Annotated in this window: 18 protein-coding genes; 7 read left to right on the top strand and 11 right to left on the bottom strand. The window is 70.5% G+C overall.

Annotated features, from left to right (window positions below):
- Positions 1-34: 34 nt before the first annotated feature.
- Positions 35-1,153, bottom strand: coding sequence for a lipid II:glycine glycyltransferase FemX (locus ACFY60_RS04345; protein ID WP_388609898.1), 1,119 nt, complete (start codon positions 1,151-1,153; stop codon positions 35-37).
- Positions 1,154-1,306: 153 nt separating this feature from the next.
- A complete protein-coding gene (locus tag ACFY60_RS04340; RefSeq protein WP_388609900.1) occupies positions 1,307-1,621 on the bottom strand; it encodes a hypothetical protein in 315 nt (104 codons plus the stop codon).
- A gap of 284 nt (positions 1,622-1,905) precedes the next feature.
- Here ACFY60_RS04340 and rpsF point away from each other — a divergent pair, with 284 nt between their 5' ends.
- From rpsF to rplI, 4 genes are all read left to right on the top strand, one after another.
- Entirely contained in the window at positions 1,906-2,196 is a 291-nt protein-coding gene (gene rpsF, locus ACFY60_RS04335; protein WP_004950685.1) for a 30S ribosomal protein S6, read from the top strand.
- A gap of 73 nt (positions 2,197-2,269) precedes the next feature.
- Positions 2,270-2,851, top strand: coding sequence for a single-stranded DNA-binding protein (locus ACFY60_RS04330; RefSeq protein WP_309053086.1), 582 nt, complete (start codon positions 2,270-2,272; stop codon positions 2,849-2,851).
- A gap of 56 nt (positions 2,852-2,907) precedes the next feature.
- Positions 2,908-3,144: a 30S ribosomal protein S18 gene (gene rpsR / locus ACFY60_RS04325; protein WP_005315025.1), complete on the top strand. Its 237-nt coding sequence runs from the start codon at positions 2,908-2,910 to the stop codon at positions 3,142-3,144.
- A gap of 18 nt (positions 3,145-3,162) precedes the next feature.
- The gene (rplI, locus tag ACFY60_RS04320; RefSeq protein ID WP_017240417.1) at positions 3,163-3,609 is read left to right on the top strand and encodes a 50S ribosomal protein L9; all 447 of its coding nucleotides are present in this window, start codon (positions 3,163-3,165) and stop codon (positions 3,607-3,609) included.
- A 138-nt stretch (positions 3,610-3,747) separates the two neighbouring features.
- Here rplI and ACFY60_RS04315 read toward each other — a convergent pair whose 3' ends face one another.
- Entirely contained in the window at positions 3,748-5,085 is a 1,338-nt protein-coding gene (locus tag ACFY60_RS04315) for an MATE family efflux transporter (protein WP_388609903.1), read from the bottom strand.
- A 423-nt stretch (positions 5,086-5,508) separates the two neighbouring features.
- Here ACFY60_RS04315 and dnaB point away from each other — a divergent pair, with 423 nt between their 5' ends.
- A complete protein-coding gene (gene dnaB, locus ACFY60_RS04310; RefSeq protein ID WP_309053084.1) occupies positions 5,509-6,990 on the top strand; it encodes a replicative DNA helicase in 1,482 nt (493 codons plus the stop codon).
- Positions 6,991-7,075: 85 nt separating this feature from the next.
- Here the strand turns inward: dnaB and ACFY60_RS04305 are convergent, their stop codons facing one another.
- Together ACFY60_RS04305 and ACFY60_RS04300 are read right to left on the bottom strand one after the other, a co-directional pair.
- Positions 7,076-7,504: a pyridoxamine 5'-phosphate oxidase family protein gene (locus tag ACFY60_RS04305; protein WP_388609905.1), complete on the bottom strand. Its 429-nt coding sequence runs from the start codon at positions 7,502-7,504 to the stop codon at positions 7,076-7,078.
- Between the two features lie 145 nt (positions 7,505-7,649).
- A complete protein-coding gene (locus ACFY60_RS04300; protein ID WP_388609907.1) occupies positions 7,650-8,213 on the bottom strand; it encodes a dihydrofolate reductase family protein in 564 nt (187 codons plus the stop codon).
- A 169-nt stretch (positions 8,214-8,382) separates the two neighbouring features.
- On the opposite strand from ACFY60_RS04300, the gene ACFY60_RS04295 reads away from it, so the two are divergent.
- A complete protein-coding gene (locus ACFY60_RS04295; protein ID WP_388609909.1) occupies positions 8,383-9,168 on the top strand; it encodes an alpha/beta fold hydrolase in 786 nt (261 codons plus the stop codon).
- 25 nt (positions 9,169-9,193) lie between these two features.
- Here ACFY60_RS04295 and ACFY60_RS04290 read toward each other — a convergent pair whose 3' ends face one another.
- The 3 genes from ACFY60_RS04290 to ACFY60_RS04280 all read right to left on the bottom strand — a co-directional run bounded on the left by ACFY60_RS04290 (position 9,194) and on the right by ACFY60_RS04280 (position 11,238).
- A complete protein-coding gene (locus ACFY60_RS04290) occupies positions 9,194-9,922 on the bottom strand; it encodes a dienelactone hydrolase family protein (protein ID WP_388609911.1) in 729 nt (242 codons plus the stop codon).
- Positions 9,923-10,003: 81 nt separating this feature from the next.
- A complete protein-coding gene (locus tag ACFY60_RS04285; protein WP_388609913.1) occupies positions 10,004-10,528 on the bottom strand; it encodes a DUF3291 domain-containing protein in 525 nt (174 codons plus the stop codon).
- Positions 10,529-10,560: 32 nt separating this feature from the next.
- On the bottom strand, positions 10,561-11,238 hold the full coding sequence (locus ACFY60_RS04280; protein WP_388609915.1) for a helix-turn-helix transcriptional regulator: 678 nt from the start codon (positions 11,236-11,238) through the stop codon (positions 10,561-10,563).
- A gap of 94 nt (positions 11,239-11,332) precedes the next feature.
- Here ACFY60_RS04280 and ACFY60_RS04275 point away from each other — a divergent pair, with 94 nt between their 5' ends.
- A complete protein-coding gene (locus tag ACFY60_RS04275; protein ID WP_388609917.1) occupies positions 11,333-12,715 on the top strand; it encodes a serine hydrolase domain-containing protein in 1,383 nt (460 codons plus the stop codon).
- A gap of 94 nt (positions 12,716-12,809) precedes the next feature.
- Here the strand turns inward: ACFY60_RS04275 and ACFY60_RS04270 are convergent, their stop codons facing one another.
- The 3 genes from ACFY60_RS04270 to ACFY60_RS04260 all read right to left on the bottom strand — a co-directional run bounded on the left by ACFY60_RS04270 (position 12,810) and on the right by ACFY60_RS04260 (position 14,734).
- Entirely contained in the window at positions 12,810-13,262 is a 453-nt protein-coding gene (locus tag ACFY60_RS04270; RefSeq protein ID WP_345280447.1) for a GNAT family N-acetyltransferase, read from the bottom strand.
- A 29-nt stretch (positions 13,263-13,291) separates the two neighbouring features.
- Positions 13,292-13,750 (bottom strand): MarR family transcriptional regulator, encoded by a 459-nt coding sequence (locus ACFY60_RS04265; protein WP_309053274.1) that lies wholly within the window; start codon positions 13,748-13,750, stop codon positions 13,292-13,294.
- A gap of 120 nt (positions 13,751-13,870) precedes the next feature.
- The gene (locus ACFY60_RS04260; protein WP_388609920.1) at positions 13,871-14,734 is read right to left on the bottom strand and encodes a GNAT family N-acetyltransferase; all 864 of its coding nucleotides are present in this window, start codon (positions 14,732-14,734) and stop codon (positions 13,871-13,873) included.
- Positions 14,735-14,832 lie beyond the last annotated feature (98 nt).

Genomic DNA, 14,832 nt, shown 5'->3' with positions numbered 1-14,832 from the left:
GGCGCGACACGGGGCCGTGCCGCGCCGGACGGGGTCAGCGGCGGGACATGTAGATGTCGAGCGCCTTGTGCAGCAGCTTGTTGAGCGGGAAGTCCCACTCGCCGACGTACTCGACGGCCTCTCCGCCGGTGCCCACCTTGAACTGGATGAGCCCGAAGAGGTGGTCGGTCTCGTCGAGCGAGTCCGAGATGCCCCGCAGGTCGTAGACGGTGGCGCCCATCGCGTAGGCGTCGCGCAGCATCCGCCACTGCATCGCGTTCGAGGGCCGGACCTCGCGGCCGATGTTGTCCGAGGCGCCGTAGGAGTACCAGACGTGGCCGCCGACGACGAGCATGGTCGCGGCGGACAGGTTCACGCCGTTGTGGCGGGCGAAGTAGAGCCGCATGCGGTTGGGGTCCTCGTTGTTGAGGACGGTCCACATGCGCTGGAAGTACGAGAGCGGGCGCGGCCGGAAGCGGTCGCGGACGGCCGTGATCTCGTACAGGCGCTGCCACTCGGCCAGGTCCTCGTAACCGCCCTGGACGACCTCGACGCCGGCCTTCTCGGCCTTCTTGATGTTGCGGCGCCACAGCTGGTTGAAGCCCTTGAGGACATCGTCCAGGGAACGGTTCGCGAGCGGGACCTGGAAGACGTAGCGGGGCTGGACGTCGCCGAAGCCGGCGCCGCCGTCCTCGCCCTGCTGCCAGCCCATCCGGCGCAGCCGGTCGGCGACCTCGAAGGCCTGCGGCACGACCTCGGTGGCCTGCACGTCCTTGAGGCGCTTGACGTCCGGGTCCTGGATGCCGGACTTGATGGCGGCGGCGTCCCAGCGGCGGATGACGACCGGCGGGCCCATCTTCACCGAGAAGGCGCCCTGCTGCTTGAGGTGGGCCAGCATCGGCTGGAGCCACTCGTCGAGGTTGGGCGCGTACCAGTTGATGACGGGGCCCTCGGGCAGGTACGCCAGGTAGCGCTTGAGCTTGGGGAGCTGACGGTAGAGCACCAGTCCGGCGCCGACGAGCTCGCCGTTCCTGTCGAACCAACCGAGGTTCTCCGAGCGCCACTCGGTCTTCACGTCCGCCCACGCCGGGACCTGGCAGTGGCTCGCCGCGGGCTGGCTCTGGATGTACGCCAGATGCTGCTCTCGGCTGATGGTCCTCAGGGTCAGGCTCATGCGGGGCGCTCCTCGGCAGGTGTGTCCCCATCGGTTCAGGGGCTCCGGCTCTCGCGCCGAAGCCTACTGCGAGCGGGGAGCGCCCCGAATGGCTGTGTGGGCGGTGACGTGCCGCGAGCCTCCTCCGAAGGGGTGCCGGCGGGGTGTGCCGCCTCAGCCGACGACGCCGCCGAAGAGGCCGCCGTGGGCCATGCCGAGGAAGAAGCCGACCGCCGCCGCGCCGAGCCCGACGATCAGGGCGAAGCGCTCGCGTGTCGTGACGGAGATGAACTGTCCGTAGGCCCCGGTGATGATTCCGATCAGGCCCGACCAGGAGCTGAGCAGATGGAGGTCGTGGAACTGCGCGGTGACGAAGGAGAGGACGCCGAGGACCAGCGTCACGCCGACCAGGGTGTCCTGGAGGGGGTGGGGCTTGCCGTCGGTGGCGAAGAGGGAGTGTCCGGGGTCGCGTCGCATTGCCTGTGCCATGGGGCACCTCCTGGCGTGCCGTCCGGAAGGCGGCGCATCCTAGCGCCGCCTACGTCCGATGTGTACAGATTGCGTCCCTTCCCCACAGGATTTCAACCGCAGGCGTGCGGGCGGGTACTCTGTACGGTCTGCACCGGTGTCTGCCCAGGCTCGTCCTGGTCACTCGGCGGGACCCCCGTTCGACGGGGGGTCTGTCAGTGGTCGCGGATACCGTTGTTCACGCATCACGACCCTCCTGCCACGGAACGACCGTGGCCGCTGAGTCCAAAGGAGGTGGGTTCCACATGCGTCACTACGAGGTGATGGTCATCCTCGACCCCGATCTCGAGGAGCGCGCTGTCTCCCCGCTGATCGAGAACTTCCTCTCCGTCGTCCGTGAGGGCAACGGAAAGGTCGAGAAGGTCGACACCTGGGGCCGTCGTCGTCTCGCCTACGAGATCAAGAAGAAGCCCGAGGGCATCTACTCGGTCATCGACCTGCAGGCCGAGCCTGCGGTCGTCAAGGAGCTCGACCGCCAGATGAACCTGAACGAGTCGGTCCTCCGGACCAAGGTCCTCCGTCCCGAGACCCACTGAGCTTTCCGCTCAGAGGTCATCGGGTCCGAGTAGCAACAAGCAGCCAGAAGCAATCCCGCCGAGAGGTTCACCCATGGCAGGCGAGACCGTCATCACGGTCGTCGGCAATCTCGTCGACGACCCCGAGCTGCGCTTCACCCCGTCCGGTGCGGCGGTCGCGAAGTTCCGCGTCGCGTCCACTCCCCGCACCTTCGACCGCCAGACGAACGAGTGGAAGGACGGCGAAAGCCTCTTCCTGACCTGCTCGGTCTGGCGTCAGGCGGCGGAGAACGTCGCCGAGTCGCTCCAGCGAGGCATGCGCGTCGTCGTGCAGGGCCGGCTGAAGCAGCGGTCCTACGAGGACCGTGAGGGCGTCAAGCGCACGGTCTTCGAGCTGGACGTCGAGGAAGTCGGCCCCAGCCTCAAGAACGCCACGGCCAAGGTCACCAAGACCGCCGGCCGCGGTGGTCAGGGCGGCTACGGCGGTGGTGGCGGCGGCCAGCAGGGTGGCGGCAGCTGGGGTGGCAACTCCGGCGGCGGTCAGCCGGGCGGCGGCGGTGCTCCCGCCGACGACCCGTGGGCGACCGGCGGCCCGTCCTCCGGCGGCCCGCAGGCCGGCGGAGGCAGCTGGGGTGGCAACTCCGGCGGTGGCTACTCGGACGAGCCTCCCTTCTAGGGCCCGCCCTGGAAGCAGCTCGTACCCCCACTTCTTGATCACACAGGAGAAACACCATGGCGAAGCCGCCTGTGCGCAAGCCTAAGAAGAAGGTCTGCGCGTTCTGCAAGGACAAGACCGCGTACGTGGACTACAAGGACACGAACATGCTGCGGAAGTTCATTTCCGACCGCGGCAAGATCCGTGCCCGCCGCGTGACCGGCAACTGCACGCAGCACCAGCGTGACGTCGCCACGGCCGTCAAGAACAGCCGTGAGATGGCGCTGCTGCCCTACACGTCCACCGCGCGATAAGGGAAGGGTGACCGAAAAATGAAGATCATCCTCACCCACGAGGTCTCTGGCCTCGGTGCCGCCGGCGATGTCGTCGACGTCAAGGACGGTTACGCTCGCAACTACCTGGTCCCGCGCGGTTTCGCGATCCGCTGGACCAAGGGTGGCGAGAAGGACGTGGCGCAGATCCGCCGCGCCCGCAAGATCCACGAGATCGCGACCATCGAGCAGGCCAACGAGATCAAGGCCCAGCTCGAGGGCACCAAGGTGCGTCTGGCTGTTCGCTCCGGCGACGCCGGCCGTCTCTTCGGTTCCGTGACCCCGGCCGACATCGCCTCGGCGATCAAGTCCGCGGGTGGCCCCGACGTCGACAAGCGTCGCGTCGAGCTCGGTTCGCCGATCAAGACCCTGGGCTCGCACCAGGTGTCCGTGCGTCTGCACCCCGAGGTTGCCGCGAAGCTCGGCGTCGAGGTCGTCGCCGCGTAACGCTGCCCTCAGCAGTGACACGAGCAGTACGGAAGGGCTGCACCCCTCGGGGTGCGGCCCTTCCGCCGTTTCACGTGAAACGTTCAGGTTCACGTGAAACGGCGGCTGGGGAGCCCGGCAGGATCGGCGAGACACCCCCTAGCGGGTGGCGCCGGTGACGATCCAGCGGCCGGAGCGCATACGGAAGCTCAGCGTGAGCATGCGGACGGTCATCATCAGCGCCATTGCCCACCAGACCGCGGTCAGCCCACCGCCGAGGACCGGCACGACGAGGGCGACGGGGGCGAAGACCACGAGCGTCACCAGCATCGCCCAGGCCAGATACGGCCCGTCGCCCGCTCCCATCAGGACGCCGTCGAGAACGAAGACCACACCGGCGACCGGCTGGGAGAGCGCGACGACCAGGAGGGCCGGCAGCAGGGTGTCCTGGACGGTCGGATCACCGGTGAACAGCGGTACGAAGAGGGGGCGGGTCAGAACCAGCAGGACCCCGAGCGCCACCCCGGAGACCACGCCCCACTGCACCATCCGTCGGCAGACCTGGCGAGCCCCTTCGGCGTCGTCGGCGCCGAGATAGCGTCCGATGATGGCCTGCCCCGCGATGGCGATGGCGTCGAGGGCGAAGGCCATCAGGCTCCACAGCGCCAGAATGATCTGGTGGGCGGCCACCTCGGCGTCCCCGAGCCGCGCCGCGACGGCCGTGGCGATCATCATGACGGCGCGGAGCGAGAGCGTACGCACCAGAAGTGGGACGCCGGCCTGGGCGGAGGCGCGGATACCGGCCGCGTCGGGCCGGAGGGAGGCGCCGTGCCGCCGGGCACCCCGGACGACCACGACGAGATAGGCGACCGCCATGCCGCACTGGGCGATGACGGTGCCCCAGGCGGAGCCGGCGATGCCGAGTCCGGCCCCGTAGACGAGGCCGACGTTGAGCGCCGCGTTGGCGGCGAAGCCGGCGATGGCCACGTAGAGCGGGGTACGGGTGTCCTGGAGCCCGCGCAGGACGCCGGTGGCGGCCAGGACGATCAGCATCGCGGGGATGCCGAGGCTGGAGATCCGGAGATAGGTGACGGCGTGGGGGGCGGCGGTGCCGGAGGCTCCGAAGAGGTCGACCAGCCAGGGAGCCGTGGGCAGGGTCACCGCGACGACCGCGAGACCGAGGAAGATGGCCAACCAGATGCCGTCCATGCCCTGCCGGATGGCGGCCGGCAGATCGTCCGCGCCGACCCGGCGCGCGACGGCGGCCGTGGTGGCGTAGGCGAGGAAGACGAACACGCTCACGGCGGTGGACAGCAGAGCCGCGGCGATGGCGAGACCCGCGAGTTGCGGGGTGCCGAGATGGCCGATGACGGCGCTGTCGACCATGAGGAAGAGAGGCTCCGCGACGAGAGCACCGAAGGCCGGCAGGGCGAGAGAGACGATTTCGCGGTCATGGCGGCGGCGGACGGATCGGGGAGTCGCGGAGGCCTGGGTCATGGCATCAATCTAATCTTCCACAGGTAAGTGATGCAATGCCATCTCATCCCTTACTTGTGACGGGCTCGCGACTTCGGGTGTGGGCTGTTTGTTCTGTTCCTGCTCCGGTTGCAGAACTTTTTCTCCCCCACAGGCCGTGGATGGAAAAAGGCCAGGTCAGACCGTTTGTGGCGCAAGCCCTATGAGTTTGTCCACACGGCTGTCCCCCACTCCGTGCACAGGATCGGGCAGGTTCTCCACAGCATCTGGGCCTTCACCCACAGGGCCTGTGGATAACCAGATTGGCTGACGCCCTCCGCGGCCCTACCGTGGACCGGCGCCCGACGCGCCAGTAGCGGTCGCGAAAGCCACTCTTTGATCGAAGCCGTGGCGTGAAAGAGTGGCACGGCGAGGTCCGCGGAGCGGACGGGAGGAGGTGGCTTGGTGAGCATTCCCGAGCCCTTGGACGATCCCTGGGCCGACAGTGGACCCAGCGACCGGCTGCCCACCCGTACCCGAGGTGAGGGCCGGGGCCGCGGTCGCGGCCGGGACGACCAGCTCGAGCGCGGCGGCGACGGCCCCTGGGACGGCGGACTCTCCACCTTCGAGCGTGTGCCGCCGCAGGACCTCGACGCCGAGCAGTCCGTGCTCGGCGGCATGCTCCTGTCCAAGGACGCCATCGCGGATGTCGTGGAGATCATCAAGGGCCACGACTTCTACAAGCCCGCCCACGAGACGGTCTTCGCGGCGATCCTCGACCTCTACGCCAAGGGCGAGCCCGCCGATCCCATCACGGTCGGCGCCGAGCTCACCAAACGCGGAGAGATCAACCGCGTCGGCGGCGCCTCCTACCTCCACACCCTGGTCCAGTCCGTGCCGACCGCGGCCAACGCCGCGTACTACGCGGAGATCGTCCACGAGCGGGCCGTCCTGCGCCGCCTCGTCGAGGCCGGCACCAAGATCACGCAGATGGGGTACGCGGCCGACGGCGACGTCGACGAGATCGTGAACTCCGCCCAGGCCGAGATCTACGCGGTCACCGAGCAGCGCACCACCGAGGACTACCTGCCGCTCGGCGACATCATGGAAGGCGCGCTCGACGAGATCGAGGCGATCGGTTCGCGCAGCGGTGAGATGACCGGCGTGCCGACCGGTTTCAGCGACCTCGACGCCCTCACCAACGGCCTCCACCCCGGCCAGATGATCATCATCGCGGCGCGTCCCGCCATGGGTAAGTCCACCCTCGCGCTGGACTTCGCCCGGGCCGCGTCGATCAAGCACAACCTGCCGAGCGTCATCTTCTCGCTCGAAATGGGCCGCAACGAGATCGCGATGCGTCTGCTCTCGGCGGAGGCCCGCGTGGCGCTGCACCACATGCGCTCCGGCACGATGACGGACGAGGACTGGACGCGGCTCGCCCGCCGGATGCCGGACGTCTCGCAGGCCCCCCTCTTCATCGACGACTCCCCCAACCTGTCGATGATGGAGATCCGGGCGAAGTGCCGGCGCCTGAAGCAGCGCAACGGCCTCAAGCTCGTCATCATCGACTACCTCCAGCTGATGCAGTCCGGCGGCTCCAAGCGCGCCGAGAGCCGCCAGCAGGAGGTCTCCGACATGTCCCGTAACCTCAAGCTCCTCGCCAAGGAGCTCGAACTCCCGGTGATCGCCCTCTCCCAGCTGAACCGTGGCCCCGAGCAGCGCACCGACAAGAAGCCGATGGTCTCGGACCTGCGAGAGTCCGGCTCCATCGAGCAGGACGCCGACATGGTGATCCTGCTGCACCGCGAGGACGCGTACGAGAAGGAGTCCCCGCGCGCCGGCGAGGCCGACATCATCGTCGGCAAGCACCGAAACGGCCCCACGGCCACGATCACCGTCGCCTTCCAGGGCCACTACTCCCGCTTCGTGGACATGGCGCAGACCTGACGGGCGGACGTACGGATCCCGGAGCGTGCGGCACGGACTGCCCCGACGACATCGGTGGCACGTGTGCCGTCCTCGTGAGACGCGCTCAGTCCTGGGCGGGGATGTCCAGGGCGGTCCCGTACAGGCGTGAGACCCGGAGCTCGATGGTCACGCGCCGATCAGGCAGCGGCTTCGTGCCAGGGGCCGCGTCGTCGGCCGGGTCCACGATGTCCGCCTCCCCCTCCGCCACGGCGAACGACCAGACGTCGGGGCCGCTGACGTGCAGCGAGGCGTGCGGGTCGCGGCGCAACTGGCGGACCTTGAGGCGGTCGGCGGTGGAGGAGACGCGCAGTACGCGCTCCTCGGCGTTCCAGTCGTAGAGGACGGTCGACAGATGCGGGTGGCCGGTGCTCCTGACGCTCGCGAGTACGCCGAACCGCTGCCGGCTCAACAGCTGGGAGAGCTCCTGGGCGGTGAGCGCGCGGGGGGCGGGGCCGTCGTTCCGGGTGGTGGCGGTGGTGGTCAGCTCGCTCATGGCGGTCGGCCTTTCGGTGGTCCGGGGGAGGGCAAGGAGACCGTAGCAGATAGTTTTGTCGCAGACTATATGTTTCGGTTCTTTGGGAATTCTTCGGAGAAGGGCCGACCGTTCAGCCGTCCCGCGGGAACGCACGGCAGCGGCCTCAGCGCCTCGTCTCGTACCTGGTCAGGACCACGCCGCCGGCCAGCGTCCGCGTCTCCACCAGGTCGAGGTTCACCCAGTTGTCCAGCGCGGTGAAGAACGGCGTGCCGCCGCCCACCAGGACGGGCGCGGTGGCCAGCACGTACTCGTCGATCAGCCCGGCCCGCATGGCCGCCCCGGCGAGCGTCGCGCCGCCGATGTCCATCGGGCCGCCGTCCTCGGCCTTGAGCCGGGTGATCTCGGCGACCGCGTCATCCGTGACCAGGCGGGTGTTCCAGTCGACCGTGTCGATCGTCGAGGAGAACACCACCTTCGACATGTCCCGCCAGCGGCGCGCGAACTCGATCTCCGCCGGGGTGGCGCCCGGCTGCCGGTCGCCGGTCGGCCAGTAGGAGCTCATCGTCCGCCACAGCTTGCGCCCGTACAGCGTCAGCTCGGTGGCCCGCAGCTGGTCGGACCAGAACTGGAACAGCTCGTCGCTCGGCACGCTCCAGTCGATGTCGTCGCCGGGCGCGGCGATGTACCCGTCGAGGGACACGTTCATGCCGTAGATCAGTTTCCGCATGGTGCCGGCCTTCCGTGAGTCGGTCTCACGCGTACAGACCGGCGCGAACCGGGGAAATCATCGCTGCGCGATCCGAGGTCACCCGGAGAGCCCGTGCTCGGCCGCCGGGCGGCCCCGGGGTACGACGCCGGCCGGCCCCCGGGGATGCCTGGACCGCATACTGACGATCATGATCTCGTCCCTCCTTCCCGAACCGAGACGCTCGGCCCTGACGGTGGCCGGACGCCGCCTCTCCTTCCTCGATTTCGGCGGTCCGGGCCGCCCCCTGCTGGCCCTGCACGGGCACTTCGGCGAAGGACGCACCTTCACGCGCCTGGCCCGCGAACTGGGCGGCGCCTGGCGGGTCATCGCCCCCGACCAGCGAGGGCACGGCCGCTCCGACCGTCCTGCCGACTTCTCCCGCACCGGGTACGTCGAGGACGCCGCCGCCGTCCTCGACCACCTGGGCATCGGCGGCGCGGTCGTTCTCGGCCACTCCCTCGGAGGTGTCAACGCCTACCAGCTCGCGGCCAGGTCTCCCGCCCTCGTGGACGCGCTGATCGTCGAGGACATCGGCGCCGTGGTCGACGACGACCTGTCCTTCAGCCTTTCCTGGCCGCGCCGCGCCCCGACGCGGGCCGATCTGCTGGCGGCGCTCGGCCCGGCGGCGGATTACCTCGGGGACGCCGTCCGTGAACACCCCGACGGATGGGGGCTGGCCTTCGACCCGAAGGACATGACCGCGTCGCAGCGGAACCTCAACGGGGACCACTGGAGCGACTGGCTCGCCGGCGACTGTCCGGCCCTGCTGGTCCGGGGCACCCGCAGTACGGTCCTCACCGCCGCGCACGCGAAGGACATGGCGGCCCGGCGTCCCCGTACCCGCCTCGTGGAACTGCCCGCGGGGCACACCGTCCACGAGACCGTCCCGGCGGAGTTCGCATCGGTCGTCAGGGAGTTCCTCGACTCCCTGTGAACCCACCGGCCGGTGGGGGACCGGCTCACTGCGTGACGGGTACGCACTCCGTGAGCAGGGCGAGGATGTCGCGCCAGGAGCGTTCCGCGTGCAGGGGGTGGTGGGCGACGCCCGGGCGGACGGCGTGGTCGACCGGGGGGTGGTGGAAGGCGTGTTCGGCGCCGCCGTAGACCGTGAGGCGCCAGTCGACGCCGGCGGCCTGCATCTCGGCGGCGAAGGCGTCGCGTTGGGCGGCGGGCATGATCGGGTCCTCGGAGCCGACGCCGGCCCAGACCGGGCAGCGGATGCGGGCCGCCTCGCCCGGGCGGCCCGTGGTCAGGGCGTTGATCGTGCCGATCGCCCGGAGGTCGACGCCGGCGCGGCCGAGTTCGAGGGCGATGGCGCCACCGGTGCCGTAGCCGATGGCGGCGACGCGGCCGGGGTCGGTGCGGGGTTCGGCGCGCAGGACGTCGAGCGCCGCGTGGCCGATCTCCCGCATCCGGTCGGGGTCCGCCAGCAGCGGGAGGGCGCGGTCCAGCATCTCCTGGATGTTGGCGAGCCAGCGTCCGCCGTTGATGTCGAAGGCCAGCGTCACGTAGCCGAGTTCGGCGAGCGCCTCGGCGCGGCGGCGCTGGACGTCGTTGAGACCGGGCCCCTCGGGCCCGAGCATGATCGCGGGCCGGCGACCGGTGCCGGCGGGGAGCGCGAGGTGTCCGACCATCGTCAGTCCGTCGGCCGGGTAGGAGACCGTGCGTGTGGTGACCGTTGTCGTCATGTGATCGGACTGTAGGGACCGGGACGCCGGAACGGACCGGTCTTCACCGTGGGCGGAACCGGGGGTACGGGGCGGGGCCCGCTACACGGCGACCCCGGACGTCCCGCCGGCCTCGGACATCCCGGTGTTCTCGGCGGCTTCGACGGCTTCGGCGGCGGTTCGGGCGGAGGCGAAGGTGAAGGCGCGGGGCGAGGGCCCGTGGGCGCGCAGGTGCGCGAGTCGTTCGAGGGCTTCCTCGACCGTCGGGCGGTGCCCGGCGGGCACCCACCAGAGCACGAGGTGGGCCTGGACGTGACGGTGGAACCATTCGCGCCGGCGCCGTACGAGGTCCAGGTGGCCGCTGCGGTACGTGAAGTCCCACAGCGCCTCCTGCGACTCCCACACCGTCAGGTTGACGATGACGTCCTCGCCGGCCGGGCGTAGGCCGGTGGCGTCGGCCGCGCCGTCCTCGACCAGCCGCCAGACGAATCCGGGTGCGGCGTCGGCGGCTGCGTTGACCGGGTCGAGCAGTTCGACGAACGGTGCCATGCGGGGGTCGTCGAGAGGGTGCAGGACGGTCGCGACGTTGAGCTGGGCAAGGTGAGCGGCGTGCGGGGAGGCGGTCATGGCCTCATCCCAGCACGCTCCGGATTTCTATGTCAATGGCTGTTATTTTTAGAAAGCTGAAGCACCACGCAGCACTCACCGGGCCGGGGATCCAGACGGGCCCGGACGGGTCCCTCCGCACCGCACAGTCCGTCGAGCAGGGCGAGGTTCATGCCGCAGACCAGGGGCGGGAAGCTTTCCGCCACGGCGTGGAAGGGGCAGTTGCGCATCCGGACGACCTGACCGGCCGGCCCGTCCGCTCCCCCGGTGTCCTCCAGGTACGGCTCGTACCCGCGCCCGGCCAGCAGCTGTATGGCCTCGTGGAGACCTTCCGGCGCGGACGGACCCCGCAGAGCCTCGCCGCGCCGCCGCGCCGCCGCGCCGAGCGCGCTGTCGATGCCGGCCTCCTCGGCGGCCTCGGCCAGCAGCTCGGCGGCGGTGCGGTAGTCCCGGGCGGGCAGGGACACCGTCCGTTCGGCCCGTGCCCGCGTGTACACCTTGGCGGGGCGGCCCGCCCCCGGCCCCGAACGCCCGGTCAACCGCCGGCTGCCGCTCTCCAGCAGCCCGCTCTCGACCAGCTTGTCCAGATGATGTGCGGCGAGGTTCCGCGCGACCCCGGCCGCCTCGGCAGCCTCGATACGGCCGACCTCCCGGCCCTGGGCCACCACGTACTCGTACAGGCGGCGGCGCACCGGGTCCTGCAGTGCCGCGATCGCGTCGATGTCCTCCACCCGGCCAGTCTAAGAACGCCCCGGTGCGGAGCGGGCAGGGACGGAAACGTCCGCCATGCACCGCTCGGCGTCCGGTGTCGCGTTGGATGGATCCATGACGACACCTTTCGAACCCCTCCTGCCCGGCACCGAGCGTGCCCTGCTGCACCGTGTGGCGGTCGCCCAGGCCGAAGGGCGGTCACCGTCCTTCGTCGGCGCGGTGGTGCGGGACGGAACGCTCGTGTGGAGCGGTGCCCGCAGCTGTGTGGACGGGCACGCCCCGGACGCGGACACGCAGTTCAGGATCGGCTCGATCACCAAGGTCTTCACCGCGGTCCTGGTGATGCGGCTGCGGGACGAGGGCCTCGTCGGCCTGGACGATCCGCTGGAGAAGCACCTCGCGGGCACGGGCGTCGGGGAGGTGACCCTCGCCCAGCTTCTCTCGCACACCGCCGGTCTGGCCGCCGAGACGCCCGGCCCCTGGTGGGAGCGCTCGCCGGCGGAGCTGCGTCCGTCGCTCGCGGACGTCCTGGGGGAGCGGCCCCTGCTCCAGGGCCCGGGGCGGCGGCACCACTACTCCAACCCGGGGTACACCCTGCTCGGTTCGCTGGTCGAGGCCGTCCGGGGCATGGCCTGGGAGGAGGCGCTGCGCCGCGAGATCCTGGAGCCGCTCGGCATGACGCGGACGACGGTCGATCCGGTGGCTCCCCACGCCGGTGGATGGGCGGTGCACCCGTGGGCGGACGTGATGCTGCCCGAGCCGTCCGAGCACCTGGGGGTGATGGCCCCGGCCGGGCAGCTCTGGTCGACGGCCGCCGATCTCGGCCGGTTCGCCGCCTTCCTCATGGCGGGGGACGAGCGGGTCCTCGCCCCGGCGACCGTGGCGGAGATGCGCGTGCCGGCGGCTCCGGCGGCGGAGGACGACCCCGACGGCGGGTACGGACTCGGTCTGCAGCTGCTGCGCCGGGACGGCCGGACCCTGATCGGCCACACGGGCTCACTGCCGGGCTTCGTGGCCTGCCTGTGGATGAGCGTCGAGGACGGGCTCGCCGGGATCGCCCTGGCGAATGCCACCTCCGGACCGCTGCCTTCCGCCGTGGCGGCCGATCTCGTACGGATCGTGGCGGAGGCCGAGCCCCGTTTCCCGGAGCCCTGGCGCCCCCTGCCGGCGGCGGCGGTGGACCAGGACCTGCTGGAGCTCACCGGGCCCTGGTACTGGGGTACGTACGCGTACGGTCTGCGGGTCGTCGCCGACGGCGGCGTCGTACTCGAACCGCTGCGCGGGCCGGGACGGAGGGCGCGCTTCCGTGCCCTGCCCGAGGGCGGTTGGATCGGTCTGAACGGTTACTACGCGGGGGAGACACTCCGGGTGGTACGGCGACCCGACGGCCGCGTGAACCATCTGGACCTGGGCTCCTTCGTCTTCACGCGGGAGCCCTACGAGCCCGGGGACGCGGTTCCCGGCGGGGTGGACCCGGAGGGCTGGCGCGGGCTCTGAACCCGCGTTTCACGTGAAACAGCGCGCCGACCGGACGCGGGCGCGCTGTTTCACGGCGCAGAGCGACCCGGAGCGGTCGCCGTTGCCCTTCTGTTCAGAGGCTCTTCTTGAATCCCACGTGCGAGGCCTCGAAGCCGAGCCGCTCGTAGAAGCGGTGGGCATCGGTGCGGGTGACGTCGGAGGTGAGCTGGACCAGGACACAGCCCTGGCGCCGGGACTCCTCCACGGCCCACTCGATGAACTGGGTACCGAGCCCACTGCCGCGCTCATCGGCGTGCACGCGGACGCCCTCGATGATCGAGCGGGTCGCACCGCGTCGGGAGAGCCCGGGAATGATGGTCAGCTGGAGGGTGCCGACGACCTTGGCCTCGCGTACGGCCACGACGAGATGCTGGTGGGGGTCGCCCGCCAGACGTTCGAAGGCCGCGAGGTACGGCGAGAGGTCGTCGGGAGACTCGCGGGTCGCGCCCAGCGGGTCGTCGGCGAGCATCGCGACGATGGCCGGCAGGTCCTCCACGGTGGCGGGACGTATCTCAAGATCGCTCATGGCCGCAGCGTACTCCGGACCGCCTCCCGTCAGGCGGGAACGCCCACACCCTCCACGACCTGGACCAAGGGGGCCAGCTCGGGGTTTCCGGCCGCTTCGTCGAGGGCCTCGCGCAGCGCCCTGTCGTTGGTGGGACGGGCCTCCTCCAGAAGCTTGAGTCCCGCCTCGGTGACATCGGTGTAGATGCCGCGCCGGTCGGTGGCGCAGAGGTAGCGGGTCAGCAGGCCGCGGTCCTCGAGCCGGGTGACGAGCCGGGTGGTGGCGCTCTGGCTGAGGACGACGGCGTCGGCCACCTGCTTCATCTGCAGATGTCCGCCGGGGCCGTTGTGCTGCCGGCTCAGGACGTCGAGGAGCGAGAACTCCCGCACACTCAGCCCGTGCCCGGCTTCCAGAGCCCGCTCGATGTGGGACTCGATCTTGCCGTGCAGCAGCGAGAGGGCGCACCAGCGCTGGGAGAGCGCGGTGAGGGCGGGATCCGTCGCGGTCATGGTCTCTCCTCGGTCTCTCCTCGGCAGTGGAGGGGCTCAGCTCCCAGAGTAGACGATGCGGCGCAATAGTGCGCGTGTGCAAGTAAGTGGGTGTGTGAGGTCACGGGAGAGCGCTGCGGCTCATCCGGCCGCGACCGTCAGGGGTGCGAAGCGGCGGCGCCAGTCGCCCGGAAGGTCCGGCAGGGAGCGGACCATCACCGCGTTGGAGGCGATGGAGTCGAGACCGTTCTCCTTCACCCAGCGCAGCAGGGCGGTGTGCCGCACGTCGATGTCGGTACGCAGCGGGCGGTCGGTCGCGGCGGCCAGGGAGGCGATCAGTGCCTGGGCGGTGGCGGTGTCCCGGGCGATCAGGGGGCCGATCACATGGGTGTCCGCGTTGGGCCAGGCCGTCGCGAAACCGGTGACCTCGCCGCCCTCCTCCGCGACCCGTAGATGATCGGCGAAGGCCGGAAGCCGGGTGATGATCGCGGTCCGGTCGAGGCCGAAGATCTCGTGGTCCAGGCGCAGGATCGCCTGGAGGTCCTCCGCGATCGCCGGGCGCACCGCGACCGCGGGGGCGGGTGAGGTGAAGGTGAAGCGGCCGCACACCATGTCCGCCCGGCTCGTCTCGGTGAACCCGAGCTGCTCGTAGAGCGGCTGACCGTTCGGGGTGGCGTGGAGGGTGAGCGGGGTCTCTCCCGCTTCTGCCAGGAGGTGCCGCATCAAGCGGCGGCCCACACCCTGACGGGCGTACGGCTCGGAGACGAGCACCATGCCGATGGCGGCCAGGCCGCAGCCGTACGAGGTGAGGACGGAGCAGGCGAGGAGCCCCGTGCCGGCGGGGTCGTCGATCCCGTATCCCGTGCCGGCGGTCAGCAGCAGGCCCCACTTGTGCTCCTCGCGCGGCCAGCCCCGGTGCTCGGCCAGGTCGGCGCAGGCGAGCAGGTCCGCCGGGGTGAGGCGGCGGATGGGGAGCTGGGCGAGCGGCGCGGCGGAAGTCGGCATGGCGTCCAGGCTGTCCGACGCCTTGATCTTCCGTCCACCCCTTTACGCGATTCGCGTCGGGCCGTGCCGGAGGCGCGGAACAGGTCCCTTGCTTCCTC

Origin of the sequence: Streptomyces sp. NPDC012827, assembly GCF_042900905.1 — a bacterium.
Classification (GTDB): domain Bacteria; phylum Actinomycetota; class Actinomycetes; order Streptomycetales; family Streptomycetaceae; genus Streptomyces; species Streptomyces gulbargensis.
The sequence above is the reverse complement of the archived record's forward strand: the minus strand, read 5'-3'. Positions and strand labels throughout refer to the sequence as shown.

Bases quoted from the DNA above. Each gene is read 5' to 3' on its own strand.
- ACFY60_RS04345 (WP_388609898.1), bottom strand. From the start codon at position 1,153: ATGAGCCTGACCCTGAGGACCATCAGCCGAGAGCAGCATCTGGCGTAC.
- ACFY60_RS04340 (WP_388609900.1), bottom strand. From the start codon at position 1,621: ATGGCACAGGCAATGCGACGCGACCCCGGACACTCCCTCTTCGCCACC.
- rpsF (WP_004950685.1), top strand. From the start codon at position 1,906: ATGCGTCACTACGAGGTGATGGTCATCCTCGACCCCGATCTCGAGGAG.
- ACFY60_RS04330 (WP_309053086.1), top strand. From the start codon at position 2,270: ATGGCAGGCGAGACCGTCATCACGGTCGTCGGCAATCTCGTCGACGAC.
- rpsR (WP_005315025.1), top strand. From the start codon at position 2,908: ATGGCGAAGCCGCCTGTGCGCAAGCCTAAGAAGAAGGTCTGCGCGTTC.
- rplI (WP_017240417.1), top strand. From the start codon at position 3,163: ATGAAGATCATCCTCACCCACGAGGTCTCTGGCCTCGGTGCCGCCGGC.
- ACFY60_RS04315 (WP_388609903.1), bottom strand. From the start codon at position 5,085: ATGACCCAGGCCTCCGCGACTCCCCGATCCGTCCGCCGCCGCCATGAC.
- ACFY60_RS04305 (WP_388609905.1), bottom strand. From the start codon at position 7,504: ATGAGCGAGCTGACCACCACCGCCACCACCCGGAACGACGGCCCCGCC.
- ACFY60_RS04300 (WP_388609907.1), bottom strand. From the start codon at position 8,213: ATGCGGAAACTGATCTACGGCATGAACGTGTCCCTCGACGGGTACATC.
- ACFY60_RS04295 (WP_388609909.1), top strand. From the start codon at position 8,383: ATGATCTCGTCCCTCCTTCCCGAACCGAGACGCTCGGCCCTGACGGTG.
- ACFY60_RS04290 (WP_388609911.1), bottom strand. From the start codon at position 9,922: ATGACGACAACGGTCACCACACGCACGGTCTCCTACCCGGCCGACGGA.
- ACFY60_RS04285 (WP_388609913.1), bottom strand. From the start codon at position 10,528: ATGACCGCCTCCCCGCACGCCGCTCACCTTGCCCAGCTCAACGTCGCG.
- ACFY60_RS04275 (WP_388609917.1), top strand. From the start codon at position 11,333: ATGACGACACCTTTCGAACCCCTCCTGCCCGGCACCGAGCGTGCCCTG.
- ACFY60_RS04270 (WP_345280447.1), bottom strand. From the start codon at position 13,262: ATGAGCGATCTTGAGATACGTCCCGCCACCGTGGAGGACCTGCCGGCC.
- ACFY60_RS04265 (WP_309053274.1), bottom strand. From the start codon at position 13,750: ATGACCGCGACGGATCCCGCCCTCACCGCGCTCTCCCAGCGCTGGTGC.
- ACFY60_RS04260 (WP_388609920.1), bottom strand. From the start codon at position 14,734: ATGCCGACTTCCGCCGCGCCGCTCGCCCAGCTCCCCATCCGCCGCCTC.